The organism is Paenibacillus sp. J31TS4 (genome assembly GCF_018403265.1).
GTDB lineage: Bacteria > Bacillota > Bacilli > Paenibacillales > NBRC-103111 > J31TS4.
Map to the genome: position 1 here is coordinate 890,364 of NZ_BOSI01000002.1, position 23,501 is coordinate 913,864.

Below are 23,501 nucleotides of genomic sequence, written 5' to 3' on the forward strand. Positions count from 1 at the left end.
CAGGTGGTCGCCTGACGGCTTGTTTGCGTTTGATGGTTTAGGGATGCCGAAGGCTCCCCCATGGAGCAGAGAACCCTAGTCCCATCAGGAAGCGCTGTCGGTCTCGGGGAGATAGAGGAGCGCGATTTCCTTGGTCCGCTTGTTCTTCTCGTTAATCTCCCGCCGCCGAGGGATGGGTTCCCATTCGCCGACCGGATCCATCCAGGTGCCGGGAATGAGGACGGGACTGATCGGCTGCCACGCGGCGAGCCAGTCGGCCGGCAGCGGAGCAAGCGGATCCTGATCGAGGCGTTCAAGCAGGGGATGGTCGATCATCGTCATCCACAGCAGGCTCCAAGCCCGGGGGACGACCCGCCAGATGTCGTAGCCGCCGCCCCCCAGCGCGAGCCATTTGCCTCCGCAATGCTGATGGGCAAGCTCATGGATGAGTTTGGGCATTTCGCGGTAAATCCGCATGCTGCAGTGAACATGCGCCTGCGGATCGTATGCATGCGCGTCGCAGCCATGCTGGGAGACGATGATATCGGGTTTGAAGGAGGCGACCGCCCTTACAAGAACGTCGTGAAAGCTGTCCAACCACGAGTCGTCCTCGGTAAACGGTTCCACCGGAATGTTAATGTTAGTGCCGAAGCCTTGGCCGACTCCCCGCTCCTCGACAGCACCCGTTCCGGGGAACAGGTATTTGCCGGTCTCGTGGATAGAGACGGTCATGACATCGGGATCGTCATAAAAGGCCCACTGGACGCCGTCCCCGTGATGGACGTCCGTATCGACATAGAGAACGCGGGCATGGAATTTCTCGCGCAGATACGAGATCGTCACGGAAGCGTCGTTATAGACGCAGAAGCCCGCTCCCTTGTGCCGCATGGCATGATGCAGCCCCCCGCCCAAATGGACAGCGTGTTCGGCCTTCCCGCTCATGATGAATTCGGCCGCCTCCAAGGAGCCTCCCACGATCTTGGCGGTGACATCGTGCATGCCTTCGAAGAAAGGGGTGTCCTCGGTCTGCAGGCCCCACTTGTCCGCCTGGGCAAGCCAAAATTCGCCGGGCTCCGGGTCGCTTAATCCCTTCACCGCATCGATGTATGTTTCCAAATGGACCAGTTGTATCTCTTCCTCCGTGGCAATGCGAGGAGGGATGATGGCGGATGAGGGTAACGCTCCCGCTCTGGTCAATAAATCGACCGTCAGCTCCAGGCGCTTCTGATCAAAGGGATGCTCGTCGTTGAAAGCGTAGCCCAGCTCGCTCGGGTCGAAAATAAACACAGCGTTACTGCTCAACTTAGGTTCCCCCCAGCACTAATACATAAAGCGTTGTCGAAACCGGAGCCGATCGAACTGCTCGATCGATGGCAGCGGTACGTCCTTCCCGATCCGTACCATCAGGCAGTTTGCCGGATGAGACGAAATTTCGGGATCGTCAGTAGCATACCATACCATGTCAACCGACTGCATTAACTTTTCCATCATCTTCCGGTAATCCCATACGCTGAGCCCGCTTCCCTGCAGGTCCCAATGCCAATAATATTCGGTCGTGAAGACAATGACGTTCTCCAGCTGGCCTTTGTCGAACGCCAGCTTGATGAGCCGCTTGCCGATGCCGTACTGGCGATAATCGTCGGCGACCTCGATGGCGCCGAGCTCGATCAGATCTTCCATGTTCGCCTGCGACCAGTTTTCCATCTCGTCGGGATAATGAAATGTCACATAGCCGACGATGACGTCTTCGTCGCGGGCCAGAATGATCCGGCCCTCGGGAAGACCGGCGATCTCGGCGAGCGCTTCCTGCTGGTCCTTCGGCCTGCGGAAGGCGTCGAGGTCCTTGTGCATCGTCAGCTGTTCAATATCGGAGGGAGAGACAGGGCCTTCAATCCGGATCCGTTTGCCGTTTTTCTCGAAGTCGACGCATTGATAGATCTTGATATGGTCCATGGAGTCCAGCTCCTTCTTTGCTTTGCATACCTTACTTATAACAAATTTAAGGGTCCAATTAAAGCAATGGTCGAACGCTAACACCATATGGTATAATGATTTCAGCCATTGTTTCAAAATTCTTCATATTTGTAAGCGTTCTATCTGTTGAAGGAGGTAAGGGAACACGTTATGGAAAATCAACAAGATCAAATCTTAGCAGCTGTAGATCCACAACCGAACATGGAAAACTACGAGAAAACACGTGAATCATTCAACTGGAAAGACGTAGAGAAGGAATTTACCTGGCATACGACAGGCAAGGTGAACGCCGCTTACGAGGCGATCGACCGCCACGCCGAATCGTCCCGCAAGGACAAGGTTGCCCTGTATTACAGCGACAATACGCGGGATGAACAATATACGTTCGGGGAGATGAAGACGCTGTCGGACAAGTTCGGCAACGTGCTCCGCAGTCTGGGGATCGGCAAGGGCGACCGCGTCTTTATCTTCATGCCGAGAACGCCCGAGCTGTACGCTGCTCTGCTCGGCTCCCTCAAGGTGGGCGCCATCGTCGGCCCGCTGTTCGAAGCCTTCATGGAATCCGCCGTCCGGGATCGTCTGGATGACAGCGGCGCCGTAGCGATCGTAACGACGCCTTCGCAGCTTCCGCGTGTACCGGTGAAGGATCTGCCCGATCTCAAGCACGTTATTCTCGTAGGCGAGGACATCGAGCTGGCCGAGGGACAGGTCGATTACCATAAGGAAATGGCGAAGGCATCGGACCAGCTCGATATCGAGTGGGTCGACCGTGAGGACGGCATGCTCATTCACTACACGTCCGGATCGACTGGCAAGCCGAAGGGCGTCTTCCATGTTCACAACGCCATGATTCAGCATTACTACACCGGCAAGATCGTTCTCGATCTGAAGGAAGACGACGTGTACTGGTGTACGGCCGACCCGGGCTGGGTTACAGGTACATCCTACGGCATTTTCGCTCCGTGGCTCAACGGCGCCACCAACGTCATCCGCGGCGGCCGCTTCAGCCCGCAGGACTGGTACAAGACGATTGAGCGCTACAAAATCTCGGTCTGGTACAGTGCGCCGACGGTCTTCCGGATGTTCATGGGAGCCGGCGACGAGATTGTCACGCAGTTCGATCTCTCCTCGCTGCGCCACGTCCTGAGCGTTGGCGAGCCGCTGAACCCCGAGGTCGTTCGCTGGGGCTACAAGGTTTACAACAAGCGCATCCACGATACCTGGTGGATGACCGAGACCGGCGGCCACATTATCTGCAACTATCCGGCGATGGACATCAAGCCGGGCTCCATGGGCAAGCCGATTCCGGGTCTCGAGGCGGCTATCCTCGACGACAACGGCAACGAGCTGCCGCCGCTGCGGATGGGCAACCTTGCCGTCAAGACGCCTTGGCCGTCGATGATGCGCAAGATCTGGAACAACCCGGGCAAGTACGAAGAATACTTCCGGATTCCGGGCTGGTACATCTCGGGCGACTCGGCTTATATGGACGAGGACGGCTACTTCTGGTTCCAGGGCCGGATTGACGACGTCATCAACACGTCCGGCGAGCGCGTCGGTCCGTTTGAGGTCGAGAGCAAGCTCGTCGAGCACCCGGCCGTCGCCGAAGCGGGCGTCATCGGCAAGCCGGATCCGGTGCGCGGCGAGATCATCAAGGCGTTCATCTCCCTGCGCGACGGCTATGAGCCTTCGGAGGAGCTGAAGGCCGATATCGCCAAGTTCGTCAAGGAAGGTCTCGCGGCTCACGCATCTCCGCGGGAGATCGAGTTCAAGGACAAATTGCCGAAGACCCGCTCCGGCAAGATCATGCGCCGTGTCTTGAAGGCATGGGAGCTGAACCTGCCGACCGGCGACCTGTCCACCATCGAAGATTAATCGAACCGTCTGCGGACCGGGCAGCTACCGCCGCCTGGCCGAGACGGCCATCCATGACAGAAGCCCTTCCCCTCCGTATGGAGGGGAAGGGCTTCTTCTTTGTCTCGTTACCGCTTCTTGTTGTTCCCTTCTCCTGTGGCCTCGCCGGAACCGGCGAGGAACCGAAGGGAGGGGAGGGAGGGTTACTGGGCTCTGACCCGGTAAGCCGAAGAGGGAGCTGACTCCTTGCCGCCGCTGACGGCCGTTACATGATAGTAGCCTTCCAGCTGAGCGCTGTAGACGGTGAAGTTGGTATCGCCGTTCGTGCTGCCGATTTTTTTGAACGGCCCGGCTTCCTTCTCGCTGTACGAAATGATGTACTGCTTCGGCTTTTCCTTGTCATCCCCCGGCGACCAGTCGAGACGAAGGGAATTGTTCTTCAGCTTGCCGGTCAGCCCTTTGGGCGCGGCCGGCGCCCGGTCTGCGGCCCCGTCTCCACCCGAGCCGTTCAGGCCGTTGCCGGCTCCTGTCTGGCCAGGATTGAGAATAAGCCCCGGATTGACGCTGTCGTTGAAGACGATCCGGCTCGGCGACGATTCATGTCCGGCGACGTCTACCGCGGTGACGTAGTAGCCGCTACCGTAGGAATACGGCAGGCTGGGGAAGACGTTGTCCTCACCGGCCAGGATGACCTTGCCGTTCACGCGCTGGAAGGAAGTCAATCCGTCGGTTCGATAGAGCCGGTACCCGACGACATCGGAGCTTGCACTAGGAGAGAAGGAGAGACCGTTGGTCTCGCCGCTTCGCGTCAGCACGAGGTTTCCGGGCGGCTGCGGCGACTGTCCGTCGTCTTTGCGCGGATCCACCTGGGTCGGTGCCTCCATGTCCGCATCTTTCGGTATGAAGCGGCTGATCGGCTTCTGCTGTTTGTCCGGCAGCTTTGCCATCAGTTCCTTGATCTTCTCTATGACGTCCGAGATCGGTTCCGGCCGCTTGATCACAACCTTCTCCCGAACCATATCGCCCGGCGTGTCGGATTGCGCGATATAATTGACCCCATTATAGGCGACATACTTCATCCGGACCATGGCGTCGTCGACCTCGGTCGGGACGTATTTGCGGTTGAACAAGTCCGTGACGGTACGGCCAGCGCTTGTCGTTAGCTCGCTCGGTAGCTTTCCGGAGACGTTCGAAACGGTCATCTCGACGATGTCGTTCGGCTTCGTGAACTGCTTGGTCGGGAACAGCTCCGGCCGGAGCTTGAGCGCGTCGTCCATGACGAGCGACCATATCTTCATGGCATGCCGCGTCGTTCCATTGTCCTTGCTGAGCAGGTACTTCGGATTGTCGTACCCGATCCACACGCCCACCGTAATATCCGGCGAGTAGCCCATGAACCAAGCGTCCATATCATCCTGCGTGGAACCTGTCTTGCCGACGACCGGAATCTTGCCGTAATTTTTGAAGAACGACTTGATGTCGGCACCCGTCCCCGAGGTGATGACGGTACGGAGCATGTCGGTCATCAGATAAGCGGTCTGCTCGGAATAGACCTGCTTCGGATCCAATTTATGCTCATAGATGACCTTGCCCTGCGGATCCTCGATTTTGCGGATCATATAGCCTTTATTGAAGACGCCGCCGCTAGGGATTGACGTGTAGGCGTTCGTCATTTCCATGACCGAGACGCCCTTGGACATTCCGCCGATAACCCCCGTCAGCGCCCCCTCGTCCTCCTTGGTGATGGTGGAGATGCCGAGCTGGCGGGCGAAGTTCCAGGCGTCCTTCGTACCGACCGAATTGACGAACAGCTTGATGGCTGGAATATTGAGCGACTGGTTCAGCGCCTCCCTCGCCGTAACGAGACCTTGGAAGCGGGTATTCCAGTTTTCCGGAATGTGGAACCCTTTGCTGCCGTCCTTCAGAATGATCGGAGAATCGTCAAGGATGCCGGCCGGCTGGATCAGCCCCTTCTCCAGTGCGGGCAGATAGGCGGCGATCGGCTTCATCGTGGAGCCCGGCTGGCGGGTTGCCTGCATGGCGTGATTGTATTCGGTTTTGCGTCCCTCGATCATGCCGAGGATGGCGCCGGTTTTGTTGTCCATCATAACCGCGCCGACTTGCTCCAGCTTCTCCGGATCTTTGGAGGCGAAGAAGTTTTTGTCGTTCTTTGCGATTTCCTGCATGGCGTCATAGAGCGGCTGGTCGATCGTCGTGTAGATTTTGTAGCCGCCGCGCAGCAGCTCGCTCTGCATATCCTTGACTCCGTTTTTATAGGCTTTCGGATCGGTATCCTTGTTTTTGTAGACGTCAGGCTGCTTGACGGACAGCAAAACGTCGGTAGCCTGTTTCTCCACCTCGATCATGAGGTAAGGATAAGTATTGTAGGCTTTTTGCTGCGGCTCGGCGAGGGAGCCCTTGATGTCGAAGCTAAGCGCTTCCTGGTACTGCTGCTCGGTGATTTTGCCTACCGTCAGCATGCGGGAGAGGACGAGCTGCTGCCGCTTGATGGCGCGCTCGAGTCCTTCCTCGTCCCGTTCTCCCTTGCTGTTGAAGGCGGAATAGAGAGAGGGCAGCTGCGGCAGTCCGGCGAGATAGGCGCTCTGGGCTAGATTGAGCTGGCTCAGATCCTCCTTGCCGAAGATGCCCATGGCGGCCGCCTTGATTCCGTAGACGTTGTAGCCGCTCGAGCCGGAACCGTAAGGGATCTTGTTCAGATAGGCGGTCAAGATCTGGTCCTTGGACAGTGTCCGTTCGATGCGGAGAGCGAGCAGCATCTCCTTCACCTTGCGGCTCATCTCGCGGTCGAGATTGAGAAACACGCGGCGGGCCAGCTGCTGCGTAATCGTGCTGGCGCCGGTCTGGACGTCTTCGTTCAGAATCTTCTCCTTGGCCGCGCGGAAGACGCTCTTGACGTCGACGCCGATATGATCGTAAAAGTCTTCGTCCTCCGTCGCGAGAACGGCGTCGACGATCGTCTGCGGAATTTCGTCCAGCGTCACGAGACGCCGGTCTTCTTCGGTGCGCAGCTGTCCGATCTCCGTGTCGTCGTTGAAATAAGCGAAACCGGTTACGGCATTTTCTTCAATTTTGGAAAGGATTTCCTCCTTCGAACGGATGGGATCGTCTTTGACGAGCGCGGATACGTACCCGATTGCGGCACCTCCCGCCAAAAACCCTCCGATGAGAACGAGGAACAGCAGCCATTTGAATGTCAACCACATGTATCTCCCGGTGTTTCGCACAGCGGGATGGCGGAACATGGATAAGAACCGTTTGAACATAAAGTGTGCAACAACCCCGATCTTGTTAGGAATTCATCGCTATTATAGCACAAATGAAAAAATGGTGTCAGAAGCAGTCGATTTGACAAACGCGGCGGCATGTGTATACTGAATAGCAATCCCATAGCAATCGCGATGATGGACTGGCAGCATGACTGCCGCAGTAGGAGCAGGGGACCCGGTCAAGAGAGCCGGTGGTCGGTGCGAACCGGAACGGGCCTGCAGCCGAAGTACTGTCCGGAGCCGAAGAAGGGAACCGAGCCTATCCGCCGTTAGCAGATCGGACAGGACCAGTAGCTTCTTCCGGGGCAATCCCGTTATTTCTTGCTTGAGTGAATCCTCGGCAGCGGTCTTATGGAACCGTTGAGGGGATTAATTAGGGTGGTACCGCGAGAACAAAGCCTTCTCGTCCCTTTGTGGACGAGGAGGCTTTTTTATTTTTTTCTAGGAGATGAGTAGGCGTGAAGGAATGGACATTGGCCGCCGAGCAGGCGGCGGAAGTAGAACGGCAGTTGGAGCTCCTGAAGCGCGGAGCGGTCGAGATCGTGCCGGAGGAGGAGTTCAAGGCGAAGCTAGCGGAATCGGTCGTTACCGGACGGCCTCTTAACGTCAAGCTGGGGCTGGATCCGTCGGCGCCGGATATCCATGTGGGTCACACGGTCGTGCTGCACAAGCTGCGCCAATTCCAGGAGCTGGGCCACCAGGTCCAGTTGATTATCGGGGATTTCACGGGCCGGATTGGGGACCCGACAGGCAAATCCGAAACACGTAAGCAGCTGTCCGAGGAGGACGTCCAGCGCAACGCCGAGACTTACAAGCAGCAAATCTTCAAGATTCTGCATCCTGAGAAGACCAAGGTCTACTACAACTCGGAGTGGCTGGCGCCGCTTACGTTCGTCGACGTCGTGCAGCTGGCGGCTAAGCTGACCGTGGCCCGAATGCTGGAGCGGGACGATTTCAGCAAGCGATACAGCGGCGGGCTGCCGATTCACATTCATGAATTCTTCTACCCGCTCATGCAGGGATACGATTCCGTCGCACTCAAGACAGACATCGAGCTCGGAGGGACGGACCAGAAGTTCAATCTGCTGATGGGCCGGACGCTGCAGAAGGAATACGGAGTGCCGGCTCAGATCGCCATGACGATGCCGCTGATCGAAGGGCTCGACGGCGTGAACAAGATGAGCAAGAGCCTGGGCAACTACATCGGCATCGACGAGCCGGCCAGCGAGATCTACGGCAAAGCGATGTCCGTGCCGGACGAGCTGATGCTCAAATACTACGAGCTGGCGACCGATCTGCCAGGCGCAGAGCTGGAGGCGCTGCGGGCGGGTCTCGATGCCGGTGCCGCACACCCGAGGGACGCCAAGATGCGTCTCGCCCGTACGTTCGTCCGCATGTACCACGGCGAGCAGGCGGCAGAGGAGGCGGAGCAGCACTTCGTCACCGTGTTCCAGCAGCGTGCGCTGCCGCAGGACATTGAGGAAGTTGTGCTGCCCGCGTCCGAGCTGGACAACGGCTCGATTCGGATTATCAAGCTGCTCGTTCAGCTGGGGCTTCAGGCGTCCAACGGGGAAGCCAGAAGAAGTGTCCAGCAGGGAGCGGTCAAGCTGAACGAGCGCAAGCTGGAGGACCCGAATGGAGACGTGGCGGTGCAGGACGGAGATATCGTCCAAGTAGGCAAGCGCAAATTCGCCAAGATCCGGTTGTCCTAAGAAGAAGGGGGATCGAGGGGGTGCAACGCGTCTGTGCGATGGACCAATGAGCGGCCCGTGTCCCCAGTTGGCGGAGCGAGACTAGCCGCTTCTTTCCCAGCCGCCCGGGAGGGGCAACTGGGACGGGTCGTAATCTCATCCGTCTCGTATCATCGACCATTCGCCGCCATCCCGAAACAAAGCCGTTCCGCCAAATCCCGTCGGGGTATTGGCGGAACGGCTTTTTCGGGCTTTCGCTTTGTAAGGGGGAGACAAACAAAAAAAGACCCCGGAGAAGCTCCGGAGTCTCGGTAGATTCGATTAACGGCTGTAGAACTCGACGATTTGCTTCTCGTCGATGTCCTGGGACAGCTCAGCGCGCTCAGGCATACGAACGAACTTGCCTTCCAGCTCAGCTTCGTTGAACTCGAGGTAAGCCGGGACGTGCGTGCGGTTAGCAACAGCGTCCTTGATAGCGGACAGGCTGCGGCTTCTCTCGCGAAGGCCGATTACGTCGCCAGTGCTCACCATGTAAGAAGGAATGTTAACCTTCTTGCCGTTTACGGTTACGTGGCCGTGGGAAACGAGCTGACGAGCGCCTGCACGGGAGTTGGACAGGCCCAGGCGGTAGACGAGGTTGTCCAGGCGGCTTTCGAGCATGATCATGAAGTTCTCGCCCGCGATGCCCTTCATCTTGGTCGCTCTGTCGAACAGGTTGCGGAATTGCTTCTCGCCCAGACCGTACATGTGGCGGAGCTTTTGCTTCTCTTGCAGCTGAATTGCATAGCCGCTAAGCTTTCTGCGTTGGTTCGGGCCGTGCTGACCCGGAGGGAACGGACGCTTGCTGAGTTCTTTGCCGGTACCGCTCAGGGAAATACCGAGGCGGCGGCTGAGTTTGAATTTAGGGCCTGTGTAACGTGCCATTGTATTAACTTCTCCTTTGATGATCGAATTGGGTGTATACTTGATTGAAAGTCCATCGATGCCGCAGAATTGCGCTGGTCTCATTCATGCCGGGACTTGATCGCCCTAGCTCCGTCCGACTAGTTCAGCCGCTGGCCGTACGGGAACAATTCCATAGAGGGTGGACACAACTCTAACGACCATCCGGGAAGCAAAGAATGCTTCCACTCAACATATAATTTTAAAGGATCGGGGAACCCCCTGTCAAGCGCCGCATGGTTGGGAGCAGAAGAAACTAGAAAAGATTTGTGAACAGGGAGTATTTTCCTATATAATATAGGAAATAGGAACTAGAAAAGATCCCTGGAGAGGGGCTTACATATGGATAAGAAAACAGGATGGACCGAGTACGCGCTTCGCATGCGGAGCGCGCTGCAAGAGACGGCGGCAGCAGCCGCTCCCGATGCGACGCTTCGGGAGCTCACCCGCCTGGTGGCCGAATGGGCGGGGCGGTTTCGCGTTCCGGAGACCCAGCCGGATGTCTGGCTTGGGCTAACGAGCACACAGGGAAGCCTGCTAGCTTGCTATAAGCATGAACGAGAGAAGGGGGTACTTGTTCCAGTACGCCACGTTGCGGAAGACGCCATGCTGGCCGCCCGAATGAGCGGGACGCTAGACAACAGGGACGCGAAGCCTCTTGTTTGGGATGGCGTAACTCTAGCGTTTCGCTATTACCCGGTGCATACAGACGCCGGAGAATGGGTGGGGACGGTCTCGCTAGGCTTACCCGCCGATCGGGAAGACCTGTTCGCCTTCTGGATGGGGGCGCTTTATTCGCTAGTGGCTGTTCCGCCAACAGCAGGGGGGGCGGATAGCTGTTTGACGTTGAAGGATCAGGAGAGACTGCTGCAGGAGATGAAGACGAAGGACAGGCTGTTCTCGGCTGCCCAACGGCTGCACGAATCGAGAGAGGCCAGAATGGTGCTGACCGAGATGGTAGGCACCATTAAGCAGCTTTACCCAGACACGGACGTCCGTCTCTCCCTGCGCCAGCCTCCACTGGACGGGGTTCTGGATGTGGGCAGGCTGGCGCTGATGGACGCCGGAGACATCGGGATGCGGGCATACCGGGAGGAGAGGCCGATCCTTCGGGAAGAAGGCATCAGAGGGAACGGGGCAACGGAGATTGCTCTGCCGATCAGCGGCAAGCAGGCCAAGTTCGGTGTTCTTCATATAAATAAGAAGGAACCGTTCGACCAAGCCATCGACTTGTCGTTTCTCTCGATGCTCGCCGCTCTGGCAGGGACGGCGTACGAGAATGCGCAGCTGTTCGAGCAGTCGAACCGGCTGATCGATGAGCTTCGCATTATTAATGAAGTAACCGCGCGGTTGAACAAAAGCCTGAAGGCCGAGGACATTTACAAGCTGGCCTGCACGGAGCTCTCTGCCCTGTTCGCGGCGGAAGGCTGCTGCATCCTCGAGAAGCAGGGGGAGACGCTGACGGTGCAGGCGTGCACCGAGCCTCGTCTGCGGTTTGCCCGGTTCACCAGCGGACAGGGATTTGCTGGTGTCATTCTGGCTTCCGGCGAGCCGATCCTTCTCGAGAATTATCGGGAACAGGGCGAGGATCGGATTGCCTCTGAATTCATGGACATGACGGGCTCCGCCGCACTGCTCGGCACACCCATCGTAATCCAGGGCGAGACCAAGGGAATCATTCTGCTTGCGCACAGCCAGCCGAGCTATTTTTCCTTCGAGAACGTGCGCTTGCTGAACGCGCTTGCCGGCCATATCTCCTTGGCGCTGTCGAATGCGCTGCTCCACGCCGAGGTGCGGAGAATGGTCATTACGGACAACCTGACCGGACTATCGGTTCGCCACTACCTCGACGAGCAGATCACCCTGCGGCAAAAGATGGATTTGTGCGGCTCGCTCATGGTTCTCGATATCGATAATTTCAAAGCCATCAACGATACGTTCGGCCATCAGATCGGAGACCGGGTGCTTATTCAGGTCAGCGATATCGTCCGCTCCTCTATCCGGCTGTGCGATATTGCAGCCCGCTGGGGAGGGGAGGAGCTTGCCGTTTATTTTCCTCATATCGGCAAGGACCAGATGCACAAAATAGCCGAGCGCATCCTGCAGAGGGTGGTGGCCGAGACCGACCCCCAGGTAACCGTATCGTGCGGCATTGCCGAATGGCATTGGGAAGATAGCAAGATCAGCGTGGAATCGCTATTCTATAAATGCGATATGGCGTTGTACGAAGCGAAGCGCAGCGGCAAGAATCAGATTGTTGCTGGATAACCGTCCGTTCCGCGGTCCATCCTAAGGAGGACATCTTGCGAAAACGGAGGGATCGCGTGCGCCATTTGAAGAAGCTGCTTCTCCCGCTGGCAGCTCTCTCGCTGACGGGAGCCTGCAGCCTGGCGGGAGGCGGGGACCCGGAGGAAGCACTACAGTCCATGCTCGCCAAGGTCAAGGCGAGGAACGATCTGGTGTTCGAAGGGCATTCTGAGATTCAGGCCGCTGGCTTATCGTTCTCTCAACGCTCCGTTATCAAAGGCAGAGGAAGCAGCAAGGAAGCCGCTGCCGGGCCGGGAGGCGGAACGCTCGCGCCCGACTGGAATCCGGTGGACAAGCTGCTGCAGCTCGAGACGATCGGCCGCAAGGCGGAATGGGAGAAGGGAGACCCGACCGGGCAGGGCCGAGCCCTCGCCGTCTCCGTCGACCGGGAGCAGTGGACGAAGCTTGTGGTCGAGCAGTGGAACCAGGAGCTTCGGAGCATAGCCGATGACCAATCGGCCAAGCTGACGAAGGCGCGCAGCGAGCTCAGGCCCGCTGATGCCGACCGGCTGAAGGCGGAAGTGGACGCCAAGCTGGCGGAGGCAGGAGCTCGTCTAGAGGCGCTCAAAACTCAGGTAACGGCCGACGGCCGTTACCGGATCCAACTGGACCGTTCAAGCGGACTTCCTCAGCAACTGACGATCGAAACCACACTGCGCTACCAGAAGAACGGCCAGCCTACGGAAGAAAAATGGCTGGCCACCTACAATCTGGAGCCAGGCGGAACACCAAAGCCCCTCCCTCCGTCTTGAGGGCGGGGTTTTTGTTTGGTCGACTTTTATCGCCAGAAACCGCCGGCATTCGCGGAAAAACTCCCTCTTGATACGTTTTCCAATGAACCGGAACATGGTACAATGGACAAGATTACCTTAGGGAGAGGGGCACCAGACATTTTGAAAAAATCCATGAAGGTCATGGATGGCGTAAAAGGATTGTTGGCGGTGATCGCCGTGCTGCTTCTCGTCGGATGGATGATCAAGGGCGGTCTCTTTCGAAAGATCAGTGAAGTGAACGTCGAACGCATTTCCGATTATTTTCTGTCGTTCGGTCCGTTCGCTTGGCTGCTCGGCATGGCCGCCGTCGTAATCCAGACCATTGTCCCGTTTTTGCCATTCGTCGTCATTGCCGGAGCCAATGTCTTGGTGTTCGGGTTGTATTGGGGCTTTCTAATCAATTATTCGATGTCGATTGTAGGGGCAATCCTCGCCTTTTTCCTGGCGAACTTTTTGGGCCGGGATTGGGTGAATCGGAAGCTGCAGCATTATCCCCTCATCGCATCCTTTAACGATAAGCTGGAGAATCATGGATTTTTCTATATCTTGGTGGGCCGCCTCATCCCGATCATTCCATCTTCCGCCATCAATGTAGCGGCGGGAGCGGGGAAAGTTCGATTTTGGCATTTCCTGGCGGCCACAGCTCTCGGTAAGCTGCCGATTGTCTTGATGGAATGCCTGATCGGCCACGATCTGCTTCACTTCAAGGAAAACAAGGGCAGGCTGTTTCTGCTCCTGCTCGTGTTCCTTGGTCTTCTCTTGGTCGGCAACTGGATAAAGAAGAGAATGGCCAAGGCCAAATAAAGATTCGAGATGACAAGGAAGAACTGCTGACAACAGAGAAGAATACAGCAGTTCACTGACAGGAGGAAGCGTTCCATGAGAGATGCAAGGTTACAGAAGCTCGCCCATAACCTAGTCGGTTATTCGATGAGGGTGCAGCCGGGCGACAAGGTTCTCATCGATATGCAAGGGTCCGAGCGGGAGATCGTCCGCTGTTTGGTAGAGGAGGTCTACCGGGCAGGTGGCCAGCCCTTTGTCGAACTGAGCGACAAGACGGTACTGGCTTCGGTCCTAAACTCCGCTACGAAGGAACAGATCGAGGCGTGGGCCGAGCTTGACCTGAAACGGATGCAGCAGATGGACTGCTATGTGGCCATCCGGTCCGGGGAGAATGTAAACGAGCTCTCCGGCGTACCGGAAAGCCAGATGAAACTATACGACCTGTACTACCGCAAGCCGGTTCATTTGGAACAGCGCGTCAAGCACACCCGTTGGGTCGTGCTGCGCTATCCGAACGCCTCGATGGCGCAGTTGGCGGGTAAGAGTACCGAGGCATTCGAGGATTTTTACTTTGATGTCTGCAACCTCGACTATGCCAAGATGGCGCAGGCCATGGATCCGCTGAAGGCTTTGATGGACCGGACGGACCGGGTGCGGATCGTTTCCCCGGGGACCGATCTTACCTTCTCGATCAAGGGCATCGGCTCCGTCAAATGCTGCGGCCAGCGCAATATCCCGGACGGCGAGGTTTATTCCGCTCCGGTTAGGGATTCGGTGAATGGCGTGCTGAGCTACAATACGCCGTCCGTCTATCAGGGAACGACCTTCGAGAACATCCGATTCGTATTCGAGAACGGCAGAATCGTCGAAGCGACCAGCAGCAATTCGAAGCGCATCAACGAGATCCTCGACACGGATGAAGGCGCACGCTATATCGGGGAGTTCAGCCTGGGCTTCAACCCGTATATTCAGCATCCGATGAAGGACACGCTGTTCGACGAGAAGATCGACGGCAGCCTGCACTTTACGCCCGGACAGGCGTACAAGGAGGCGGACAACGGCAACCGGTCCTCGATCCATTGGGACATCGTGCTCATCCAGCGTCCGGATTACGGCGGAGGAGAAATCTACTTTGACGATGTGCTGATCCGCAAGGACGGCCGCTTCGTCATTCCGGAGCTCGAGCCGCTCAACCCCGAGCATTTGAAGGACTAGCGGATACTGGCAGGTTTGCCACAAAATCTCTTGCGTCGGGGGTAAGGGCACGGTATCATATTACCAGCGGTACCGTAAGCCCATTACAGTTATCGGAGGGATCATTATGCCTAATTCCAGCAATCAAGCGGTGGTTGACATTTCGCAAACGGCGAACCAATTTCAATCGTCCATTGTACTCCAGTATGATAACAAGTATATCGATGTGAAGAGCATTCTGGGCCTCTTCACGACCCTGACCGCCTCCGGCAAGTATACGCTTCATGTGCACGGACCGGACGCCAAGGAAGCCGAACAGGCGATGGCGGATGTGTTCGCAAAGCACAACATGGCGATTGACATCGTGACCGAATAGCGAGCAGCAGCTTTACCCGAAGATTCCCGCAACAGGGAATCTTTTTTTATTTGCCGAGGGGTAGTCTTCCCAAAGGGGACGGCCAGGTTCTTCGGGAAGCCTGTTCGGAATATCTTGTGTATTAGGTTGTTTTAGACTAATATATTGAATAGGACCGGTTTTGACTATACAGGGGGGGAAGTTTGATGTCTTCATCCGAGCTGCTGCTCAATCTAAATCAAAAGGCGTACAATCTTCTTCTAGAAGATGCCGCTAAAATACAGACCCTCATTGAGGTTCAGATGGAGAATCTGACGACTCGCAAGTGTCCCTTATACGAAGAAGTATTGGATACGCAAATGTACGGCTTGTCCCGCGAAATCGATTTTGCGGTGAGGGCGGGCCTAATCAATGAAATGGTCGGCAAACAAGTGCTTAGCGAGTTGGAACGCAACCTCGCCAAACTTTATGAAGCAATGAACAAAGAGTAACCCGAGCGATCAGGTTACTCTTTTTTTATTCCCTATCGGAGTGGAGCCGGCCGTCCAGCTTACACGAGGAAGAAGGCAAAGCCGAGAATAAGATAGACGAGGAGCAGCAGGACGCCCTCATACCAATTCGTCGTCCCGTCCCGGGTAATCGATTTGGTGATGAGTACGCCGACGCCGATCGCCACCAGCTCATAGGTGGTGAAGACGATGTTCATCGTCTGGCCCATCAGAGCGCTGACCAGCACGAGCACCGGAGCGACGAACAGCGCGATTTGCAGGCTGCTGCCGACGGCGATCTCGACGGAAGTGCCAATCTTGTTTTTGAGCGCCATCATGACGGCGGCCGAGTGCTCGGCGGCATTGCCGATAATGGCGATGACGAAGGCGCCGATGAAGACCTCCGACAGGCCGAAGCTGTGGGAAATCTCCTCCAGCGTGCCGACCAGCCATTCGCTGACGAGCGCCACCATGACGGTTGCAACGACGAGGAAGACGATGGACAGCGGTTTGGACCAAGCCGCGTCGCCGTGCTCCACGATCTCATCCTGCATAGCGTCCTTATGGGTGACCATCGAGAACAGCAGCCAGAGGAAGTACGCGATAATCAAGATAACGGCCACCGTCAGGCTGAGAGTGTTCAGCTTGCTGCCGTCCAGCGTATGGGCGAACATCGCCGGCACGAACAGAGCGATGACGGCGAGAATCATCAGAGACGCATTGTGATTCGCCAGCTCGATATTATAGCGCTGGGTTTTGAACTTGATGCCGCCCACCAGCACGCTGAGTCCCAAGACGAGCAGCAGGTTGCCGATAATGGAGCCTGTAATGCTGGCTTTGACCATGTCGAACAGGGCAACATTGCCGTTTACCGCATCTTTGATTAAAATAATGGCAATGATGAGTTCCGCGGCGTTGCCGAACGTGGCGTTCAGGAATCCGCCCATCCGGTCGCCGGCATAATGGGCGACGCTTTCCGTCGCTTTTCCGAGGAAGCCCGCTACGAACACGATGGCCAGACAGGCCACTATGAACTGGAGGGTATTGGGGAACCCGGCATAATGAGCGACGCCGCTCAGCACGAAGGTGCCGATCAAGCCGATGTTAAAAAGATGCTTTCTCAATTCGTATCACCTCAGACTCGAAATGTCTAACTCGCACGGCTTGATCCATCTTTATGTAGAATACCCGTTTTCGCCGACAACCTATCAAATTTTGGGCCGCTTTCCTAGTCTACACCCCAGAGCGCCGGTTGGGGAGGGGGAATCATTTTCATGAACGAAAGGAGATTTAGTCTATGGAATTGCAGTGGAAAGGAAAGTGGGCCGTCGTTACGGCGGCCAGCAGAGGGATTGGCTTCGCCATTGCGGACAAGCTGGCGGAGGAAGGTGCCAATCTCATCGTGTGCAGCCGTCACCGAGAGAGCATTGACGAGGCGGCTGCCTCTTTGAAGAAGCATGGAACCGAAGTGATCGCCAGAGCAGTAGACGTATCCGACGCCGGCTCTCTTCAAGCGTTCGTGAAGGAGGTTGCCGCCGAGCGGGAATCGATCGATGCGCTGGTGTGCAACGCCGGCGGCCCTCCGGGGGGCGGGTTCCTGTCGTTCGACGACGAGGCCTGGGAGAAGGCATTTGCCACCAATGTGATGAGCGTCGTCCGGCTGGTTCGCGGCTTTTATCCGCTTCTCAAGCAGCAAGGCGGCCGAATTGTCACCATTGCCTCCACGTCCGTCAAAGAACCGATCCCGGGTCTAGTGCTATCCAATACGATGCGTACAGGCGTGACCGGGCTTATGAAGACGCTGTCCGTCGAGCTCGGGCCTGACGGCATTCTTGTCAACACGGTATGCCCCGGCCGAATAGAGACCGATCGGATTCAGGAGCTCGACCGCGCCCGTGCAGAGCGGGAGGGCCGCAGCGAGGAGGAGATTCGGAAGGCGATGGAAGCTCAGATCCCGCTCGGGCGTTATGGACGTCCGGAGGAGCTGGCGGACCTCGCAGCGTTTTTGCTGTCGCCCCGGAACACCTATTTGACAGGCTCGACCTACTTCGTTGACGGGGGAATGGTCAAATCATTATAATGGAGCCAAAAGGAGGGATTGGAAATGACGGAAGAGAAGGATGGGTTCATTCGTATCTCCGATGATGTCGTCTCCACCATCGCGGGACTAGCTGCGCTGGAGACCGAAGGGATCGCCGGGATGTCCGGCGGCATTTCGGAAGGCTGGGCCAAGCGGCTCAGCGGCAAAAACGCGCAAAAGGGCGTAACCGTAGAGGTCGGCGCGCTGGAAGCCGCTATCGACCTGCGGGTTATCGTTCAATACGGAACCCATATTCAGGACGTCTGCCGCCAGATGCAGCTGAACGTTCGGGAAGCCGTCGAGAACATGACGGGACTGCGCGTCGTAGAAGTGAACGTGAAGGTCGAAGGCGTGGCCTTCCGGGAGCGCGAGGATGAAACGGAAGACCCGGCCCGGGTGAAGTAAGCCTGCCTCCCATAATTAGTCCATACAAAAAGAACCAGAACTCGGAGAGTTCTGGTTCTTTCTTGTGCTTGTCCAGCAGCCGGCTAACGTCCAGTGGACCGGGTATTCGCCTTGGGAGGCGGCACCGGGCGGTTCTGCTCGCGCGAGATGCCGAGGAGGATCCCCATGCCGGCCAGCGTCGCCAGAATGGAAGAGCCGCCGTAGCTGATGAACGGGAGAGTGACGCCGGTCATCGGAATGCTGTTCGTGACCCCGCCGATGTTGATCAACGCCTGGATGCCGATCATGCTCACGATGCCGATGCCGGTAATCATGCCAAAGGCATCGGTGCTGCGGAGCGAGACGATGATCCCTCTCCATAGAAACAGCAAGTAGACGAGCAAGAAGATGGAAGTGCCGATGAAGCCCAGCTCTTCTCCGACGATAGCGAAGATAAAGTCGTTGTGCGCTTCGGGCAGGTAATGCAGCTTCTGGATGCTTTGCCCGAACCCGGCTCCGGTTAATCCGCCATGCCCGAAGGCAAACAGCGACTGGATGATCTGAAACCCAATGCCCAAGGGATCGACCCATGGATCGAGAAACACCCGAAACCGGTCTACCCGGTATCCATCCAGCCCGCCGCTCAGCATAATCGCCAATCCGACCACGAGGCCTCCAAGCACGAGGCCGGCTCCGCCCAGCATGGCGAGGTGCTTCAGATTCGCTCCTCCGACCACGAGCACGAAGAGGCAGCCTCCGACCAGGACGGCGCAAGACCCGAAGTCGGGCTGCAGCATAATCAGACCGGCGATCGTGCCGATGATAATCAGGGCGGGAAGAAGCCCCTTTTTGAAATCCCGGAACTTCTCTCCTTTTTTGCTGATCAGGTTGGCGAGATACAGGATAATCGCAAGCTTCGCGAACTCAGTCGGCTGCAGGTTGAACGGGCCGATCGAGAACCAGCTATTGGCCCCTGTCGTTACCTTGCCGTTCCCGAAGAAGGGGACGAGCACGAGCAGGACGAGCACGACCAAGAAGAAGGGCGCCACCCACTTGCGCAGCGCCTGATAGCGGAGATTCATTCCGATTAACATTGCGAAAAACCCGAGCGCCATTGCAATGGCATGCCGCTTGAAGTAAACAAAGGAATTTCCCTCGTTATAATACGACGATGTCATGGAACTTGCGCTGTAAACCATCAGCAAACCGAAGAGGGCCAGGACAAAAGTCAGAATCAGCAGCAGGAAATCCGGTGTTCCGCGTTTTGGGGGATTCATGGAATCCGCCTATTATTGTTGGCTCAGCAGGTTCTTGAACTCTTGGAGTTTCTGGGAAGCTTGCTGCTGAATCTTTTGAGGGATTGGGCTCTCGTAGTCCAGCCCATGCGGGAACGTAGCTTTCCCCATGTATGTATCTTCGAGCTTCAGAATCGCATGCGGACTCTCCAGCTTGCCCACTTCCGCGCGGGCATTGATACGCAGGTAGTACTCATTTCCGGCATCCTCAATCTTATAGTCGTAGGTGGCGCGGTAATATTCCCACTGCCAGCGGACGAATCCGGTTTTTTCGGCAACTTCGTCGAGAGTGGCCAGGTCGGCCTGCATGCCGGTAAGGCCAGAGTTTGTGATCAACATGTTTGAAAAAGCCTCCGTTCTCTATTGGCGTATCCGTTGGTAATCCAGCATACGCGCCATAGGCGCGTATATCAGTTCCATGATAGTATGTTTCCCAAACTTGTGCAAGCTTTTGGGGCTTGAGACAGCTATCGGAGGGGAAAAATGCGAACCGAAAGCGGTCCCGAGTGGGAAAGCCGAAATGCGTCTGGTACAATGAAGAAAAACGGCGGTCTAGAAAGGAATGGTGGCATGGAGTTCGGGGCACGTCTTATGGAATTATACCCGGACATGGTCGCCTGGCGCAGGCATCTGCATAAGCATCCGGAGCTGTCCTATCAGGAGAGGGCAACATCGCAATTCGCGGCCGACCGGCTGGAAGCGTTCGGCCTTGAGGTCAGAAGAAACGTCGGAGGCCATGGCATTGTGGCGAGACTGCGCAGCGGACGCCCGGGACCGGTCGTCGCGCTGCGGGCCGATATGGACGCGCTTCCGATCCAGGACGAGAAGGAATGCGAATACGCCTCCGCCGTCCCCGGCGTCATGCACGCCTGCGGGCACGATGCGCACACGGCGGTTCTGCTCGCCGTAGCCAAGCTGCTGGCGGCCTCCAAGGAGGAGCTGATCGGGGACGTCGTCTTTCTGTTCCAGCCGGCGGAGGAGACGACGCCGGGCGGGGCGATGCCCATGATCCGGGACGGGGCGTTGGAGGGTGTCCACGTCATCTACGGCGTCCATTTGTGGTCGCCTCTTCCTACGGGAGAGGTCCGGAGTCTGCCGGGACCGATGATGGCGGCGGCGGACGAATTCACGATCGAGATCGTTGGCAAAGGCGGGCATGGCGGGCTCCCTCACGAGACGGTCGACGCCATAGCGATCGGCTCGCAGCTCGTGGTGGCGCTGCAGACGATCGTGAGCCGGAACGTGGACCCGACCCAGGCGGCAGTCGTGTCCGTCGGCTCCTTTCACGCCGGATCGAGCTTCAATGTGATAGCCGACCGCTGCGTGATGACGGGGACGGTCCGCACCTTCCGGGAAGAAGTCAGGGAGCTGATCAAAGGACGGCTGCAGGCCATCGTCAGCCAGACATGCGCCATGCACGGGGCGTCGTTCCGGCTCGATTACAAGCAGGGCTATCCGCCCCTCGTGAATGACGAGCGCGAAACGGAGCGCGCTCTTCGGCTGGCCGGCCGCCTTTTCGGAGAGGAACGAGCGGACCGCACCCCTCTCATTATGGCGGCAGAGGATTTTGCCTACTACTTGAACAAGGTGCCAGGATGCTTCCTGCTTGTCGGTGCCGGCAATCAGGAGCGCAGCATCACGGCGCCGCATCATCATCCCCGGTTCGATATCGACGAGGAGGCGATGCTGACGGCGGCCCGGCTGCTCGCCGAGCTGTGCCTGGAGTACCAGCATCGGCGGGGTTGACGTCGGTCCGGTGGGCACCGGGCATGTTTTTACCAAGCATCGAAACCCGGCCCAGGGGGATTCTATAGACGGGACTTGACCCCCATCTTTATCACCCGGGAGGGAATCGTGTGAGAAAAGTCAGAGATATCATGTCTACGGATATCGTTACCGTTTCGCCTCAAGACAATGTGTACGAAATCGCGGTGAAGATGAAGCAGCACGACATCGGGTTCATCCCGGTTGTGGAAGGACGCAAGCTGATCGGCGTGGTGACCGACCGAGACCTCGTCATCCGCGGCTATGCTGAGAAGCATTCCGGTTCGACGGCTGTTGAAAAGGTCATCAGCCGGGACACCGAAACCGTGGATCCGGACACCACGGTTGACGATGCCGCCCGCTTGATGGCGAAGCACAAAATCCGCCGGCTGCCGGTCGTCGAGAACGGCGAGCTGGTTGGCGTAGTCGCTATCGGCGACATGGCGGTCCGTCACTTGTTCGAGAGCGAGGCTGGTGAGGCCCTAAGCGAAATTTCCGAAGCTGACGACCGGACTTCCGTTCACTGACCCTTCTTTTCCCGGACCAAGCCCCCGAAACGGGGGCTTTTTTCCCATGTTCTTGCCTGGACAGATTCAACTCCGCCCCTCTATAGTTAATCTATACCAAGACAACCTAGAGGAGGAGATGGACATGTCCGTTTTCCGATCGCTTGCCCCGTGCAACAGTCTCCAGCGTTTTCTGGCCCGAACGTTCCTGGTCTTCGCTCTGCTGCTCGGTTCCGGCGCAGCGCTGGGGCTGCCCGGCAAAGCGTCCGCCGAATCTTCGATCTACTATACTTGGCCGCCGTCCCCGAGCGGCACGGTAGGCTATGCCTATCCGTCCATTCAAATGAAGGTAAAATTCGACGGGATGCCGCTGCAGCGAGCCCTCATGACGCTGAACGGAGCGTCCGTTCCGGTGAAATACGATGCCGATCGCAGCGTGTTCGTTTATCAGCCGACCGCGCCTCTCGCCCCCGGCGGCTACAATGTCAAGCTGAGCCTGGAATGGAAAGGTTACGAACCCCAAACCTATACTTGGGCCTTCTCGGTCAAGAACGGAGCCGTAGAGACGCTGCCTGCCGTGACAGCGGCGCATTCGGAAGCGCTTAAGGCGGTCAACGACATCCGCCGGCAGCTGGGCCTGCCTCAGGTCGAGCTGAACGGACAGCTGAACCTCGCCGCCCAATACCATGCGGACTATCAGCGGCTGAACGGACAGATCACCCATACGGAAACGCCGGGCAAGCCGGGGTTTACCGGAGCCTCCTTGGGAGAAAGGCTCCAGTATGCCGGCTATGCGAACGAATCGGCGGCTGAGGACATCAGCCAGCAGGAGAATGCAACTCCGACCAAGGCGGTAGATGACCTCTACGATGCTCCCTATCACCGGATGCCGTTCCTCGATCCGGCCTTAACCGAGATTGGTTACGCCCAGGCAGGGCCGTATCACGTCCTGCTGTTCGGCTTCGCCGAGGAGCGGAGCCAGAGTACGGTCGTCATAACGCCCGGGGAAGGGGATCGGGGAGTGCCGGTCAGCTGGAACGGCAACGAGCTGCCGGACCCGCTGCGGGTGCATCCCGGCACCCGGTATCCGGTAGGGTACCCGATCCTGTTGGGTGTATACGGCAGCGGAGTGGACAAGGCCGTGCTGCAGGATGCGGAGCTGACCGGCCCGGACGGCACCCGGGTTCCGCTCCTCAGAAGCAGCGCGTCTAACGACGACAGGCTTACGACCCAGATGCTGCTTATTCCCCAGCACCCGCTTGAGGCGGGGCAACGCTACAAAGCAAATGTACGCTTTCAGGTGCAGTATGAAGACGGAAGAAGCGAATGGAAGGAACAGGCATGGACGTTTGCTACGGAAGCGAAGCCTGGCGCGGGGCGTCTCGCTCTGCATGGAGGAGCCTCCGTACCAGCAGCTCCGATAGCCCAGCCGAGACATGTGTTCACCTTCGGCCTGGATGCCTCCAGCTATACGCTGGACGGCGTGCGCGCTCCTCTGCTCGTGAAGCCGTTCATCCGGGACGGCATTTCGTACCTGGCCGTCCGCGACATCGGACAAGCGCTGGGCGCGTCGATCGACTGGGACAATGCCAAACGGGCGGCCGTTTATCTCAAGGACGGCCAGAAGATCCTATTCTATGTAGACCGGCCTTATTACGAGGTTAACGGCCAAGCGTACTACACGGACACGCCTGCCCAGCTCGCGTTCCGTGAGACGGACAATCCGCGTACGGTCGTTCCGGTCCGTCTGCTCGCCAACCTGCTGGGCGGCACGGTTGACTACGACGACCCGACCCGGACCGTTCGGATCACGTATTGAATGCCGCGGTTTTCCTGCCTTCCTCC

General features: G+C 57.6%; 20 protein-coding genes. 13 read left to right on the plus strand and 7 right to left on the minus strand.

What is annotated here, in order from left to right:
• Window positions 1-84: 84 nt before the first annotated feature.
• Together KJS47_RS14805 and KJS47_RS14810 are read right to left on the minus strand one after the other, a co-directional pair.
• On the minus strand, window positions 85-1,281 hold the full coding sequence (locus KJS47_RS14805; RefSeq protein ID WP_213525790.1) for an acetoin utilization protein AcuC: 1,197 nt from the start codon (window positions 1,279-1,281) through the stop codon (window positions 85-87).
• Between the two features lie 18 nt (window positions 1,282-1,299).
• Entirely contained in the window at window positions 1,300-1,932 is a 633-nt protein-coding gene (locus KJS47_RS14810) for a GNAT family N-acetyltransferase (RefSeq protein WP_213525791.1), read from the minus strand.
• Window positions 1,933-2,103: 171 nt separating this feature from the next.
• Here KJS47_RS14810 and acsA point away from each other — a divergent pair, with 171 nt between their 5' ends.
• Window positions 2,104-3,828, plus strand: coding sequence for an acetate--CoA ligase (gene acsA, locus KJS47_RS14815; protein ID WP_213525792.1), 1,725 nt, complete (start codon window positions 2,104-2,106; stop codon window positions 3,826-3,828).
• Between the two features lie 182 nt (window positions 3,829-4,010).
• Here acsA and KJS47_RS14820 read toward each other — a convergent pair whose 3' ends face one another.
• Window positions 4,011-7,031, minus strand: a complete 3,021-nt coding sequence (locus KJS47_RS14820) for a penicillin-binding protein 1A (RefSeq protein ID WP_249716384.1) — start codon at window positions 7,029-7,031, stop codon at window positions 4,011-4,013.
• A gap of 521 nt (window positions 7,032-7,552) precedes the next feature.
• Here KJS47_RS14820 and tyrS point away from each other — a divergent pair.
• Window positions 7,553-8,806 carry a tyrosine--tRNA ligase gene (gene tyrS, locus KJS47_RS14825; RefSeq protein WP_213525794.1) on the plus strand — a complete coding sequence of 418 codons (1,254 nt, stop codon included), beginning with the start codon at window positions 7,553-7,555 and terminating at the stop codon, window positions 8,804-8,806.
• A 300-nt stretch (window positions 8,807-9,106) separates the two neighbouring features.
• Here tyrS and rpsD read toward each other — a convergent pair whose 3' ends face one another.
• Window positions 9,107-9,709, minus strand: coding sequence for a 30S ribosomal protein S4 (gene rpsD / locus KJS47_RS14830; protein WP_213525795.1), 603 nt, complete (start codon window positions 9,707-9,709; stop codon window positions 9,107-9,109).
• A gap of 360 nt (window positions 9,710-10,069) precedes the next feature.
• Between rpsD and KJS47_RS14835 the strand changes: the two genes are divergently transcribed.
• The 6 genes from KJS47_RS14835 (at window position 10,070) to KJS47_RS14860 (ending at window position 15,630) form a co-directional block, all read left to right on the plus strand.
• A complete protein-coding gene (locus KJS47_RS14835) occupies window positions 10,070-11,995 on the plus strand; it encodes a sensor domain-containing diguanylate cyclase (RefSeq protein ID WP_213525796.1) in 1,926 nt (641 codons plus the stop codon).
• Between the two features lie 35 nt (window positions 11,996-12,030).
• On the plus strand, window positions 12,031-12,786 hold the full coding sequence (locus KJS47_RS14840) for a hypothetical protein (RefSeq protein WP_213525797.1): 756 nt from the start codon (window positions 12,031-12,033) through the stop codon (window positions 12,784-12,786).
• A gap of 141 nt (window positions 12,787-12,927) precedes the next feature.
• Window positions 12,928-13,611 (plus strand): TVP38/TMEM64 family protein, encoded by a 684-nt coding sequence (locus KJS47_RS14845; RefSeq protein WP_213525798.1) that lies wholly within the window; start codon window positions 12,928-12,930, stop codon window positions 13,609-13,611.
• Between the two features lie 75 nt (window positions 13,612-13,686).
• Window positions 13,687-14,805 (plus strand): aminopeptidase, encoded by a 1,119-nt coding sequence (locus KJS47_RS14850; protein WP_213525799.1) that lies wholly within the window; start codon window positions 13,687-13,689, stop codon window positions 14,803-14,805.
• Window positions 14,806-14,911: 106 nt separating this feature from the next.
• On the plus strand, window positions 14,912-15,160 hold the full coding sequence (locus KJS47_RS14855) for an HPr family phosphocarrier protein (protein WP_213525800.1): 249 nt from the start codon (window positions 14,912-14,914) through the stop codon (window positions 15,158-15,160).
• Window positions 15,161-15,345: 185 nt separating this feature from the next.
• On the plus strand, window positions 15,346-15,630 hold the full coding sequence (locus KJS47_RS14860; protein WP_213525801.1) for an Fpa/YlaN family protein: 285 nt from the start codon (window positions 15,346-15,348) through the stop codon (window positions 15,628-15,630).
• A gap of 59 nt (window positions 15,631-15,689) precedes the next feature.
• Here KJS47_RS14860 and cax read toward each other — a convergent pair whose 3' ends face one another.
• Window positions 15,690-16,751: a calcium/proton exchanger gene (cax, locus tag KJS47_RS14865; protein ID WP_213525802.1), complete on the minus strand. Its 1,062-nt coding sequence runs from the start codon at window positions 16,749-16,751 to the stop codon at window positions 15,690-15,692.
• Window positions 16,752-16,924: 173 nt separating this feature from the next.
• On the opposite strand from cax, the gene KJS47_RS14870 reads away from it, so the two are divergent.
• Together KJS47_RS14870 and KJS47_RS14875 are read left to right on the plus strand one after the other, a co-directional pair.
• A complete protein-coding gene (locus tag KJS47_RS14870) occupies window positions 16,925-17,707 on the plus strand; it encodes an SDR family oxidoreductase (protein ID WP_213525803.1) in 783 nt (260 codons plus the stop codon).
• Between the two features lie 24 nt (window positions 17,708-17,731).
• Window positions 17,732-18,112 (plus strand): Asp23/Gls24 family envelope stress response protein, encoded by a 381-nt coding sequence (locus KJS47_RS14875; RefSeq protein ID WP_213525804.1) that lies wholly within the window; start codon window positions 17,732-17,734, stop codon window positions 18,110-18,112.
• A gap of 83 nt (window positions 18,113-18,195) precedes the next feature.
• On the opposite strand, the gene ftsW is transcribed toward KJS47_RS14875, so the two are convergent.
• Together ftsW and KJS47_RS14885 are read right to left on the minus strand one after the other, a co-directional pair.
• A complete protein-coding gene (gene ftsW / locus KJS47_RS14880) occupies window positions 18,196-19,368 on the minus strand; it encodes a putative lipid II flippase FtsW (RefSeq protein ID WP_213525805.1) in 1,173 nt (390 codons plus the stop codon).
• Between the two features lie 12 nt (window positions 19,369-19,380).
• Window positions 19,381-19,725 carry a YugN family protein gene (locus KJS47_RS14885; protein WP_213525806.1) on the minus strand — a complete coding sequence of 115 codons (345 nt, stop codon included), beginning with the start codon at window positions 19,723-19,725 and terminating at the stop codon, window positions 19,381-19,383.
• 252 nt (window positions 19,726-19,977) lie between these two features.
• Here KJS47_RS14885 and KJS47_RS14890 point away from each other — a divergent pair, with 252 nt between their 5' ends.
• The 3 genes from KJS47_RS14890 to KJS47_RS14900 all read left to right on the plus strand — a co-directional run bounded on the left by KJS47_RS14890 (window position 19,978) and on the right by KJS47_RS14900 (window position 23,475).
• Window positions 19,978-21,132 carry an amidohydrolase gene (locus tag KJS47_RS14890; RefSeq protein ID WP_249716386.1) on the plus strand — a complete coding sequence of 385 codons (1,155 nt, stop codon included), beginning with the start codon at window positions 19,978-19,980 and terminating at the stop codon, window positions 21,130-21,132.
• 131 nt (window positions 21,133-21,263) lie between these two features.
• A complete protein-coding gene (locus KJS47_RS14895) occupies window positions 21,264-21,677 on the plus strand; it encodes a CBS domain-containing protein (protein ID WP_213525891.1) in 414 nt (137 codons plus the stop codon).
• Window positions 21,678-21,801: 124 nt separating this feature from the next.
• On the plus strand, window positions 21,802-23,475 hold the full coding sequence (locus tag KJS47_RS14900) for a stalk domain-containing protein (protein ID WP_213525808.1): 1,674 nt from the start codon (window positions 21,802-21,804) through the stop codon (window positions 23,473-23,475).
• The last annotated feature ends 26 nt before the right edge of the window (window positions 23,476-23,501 follow it).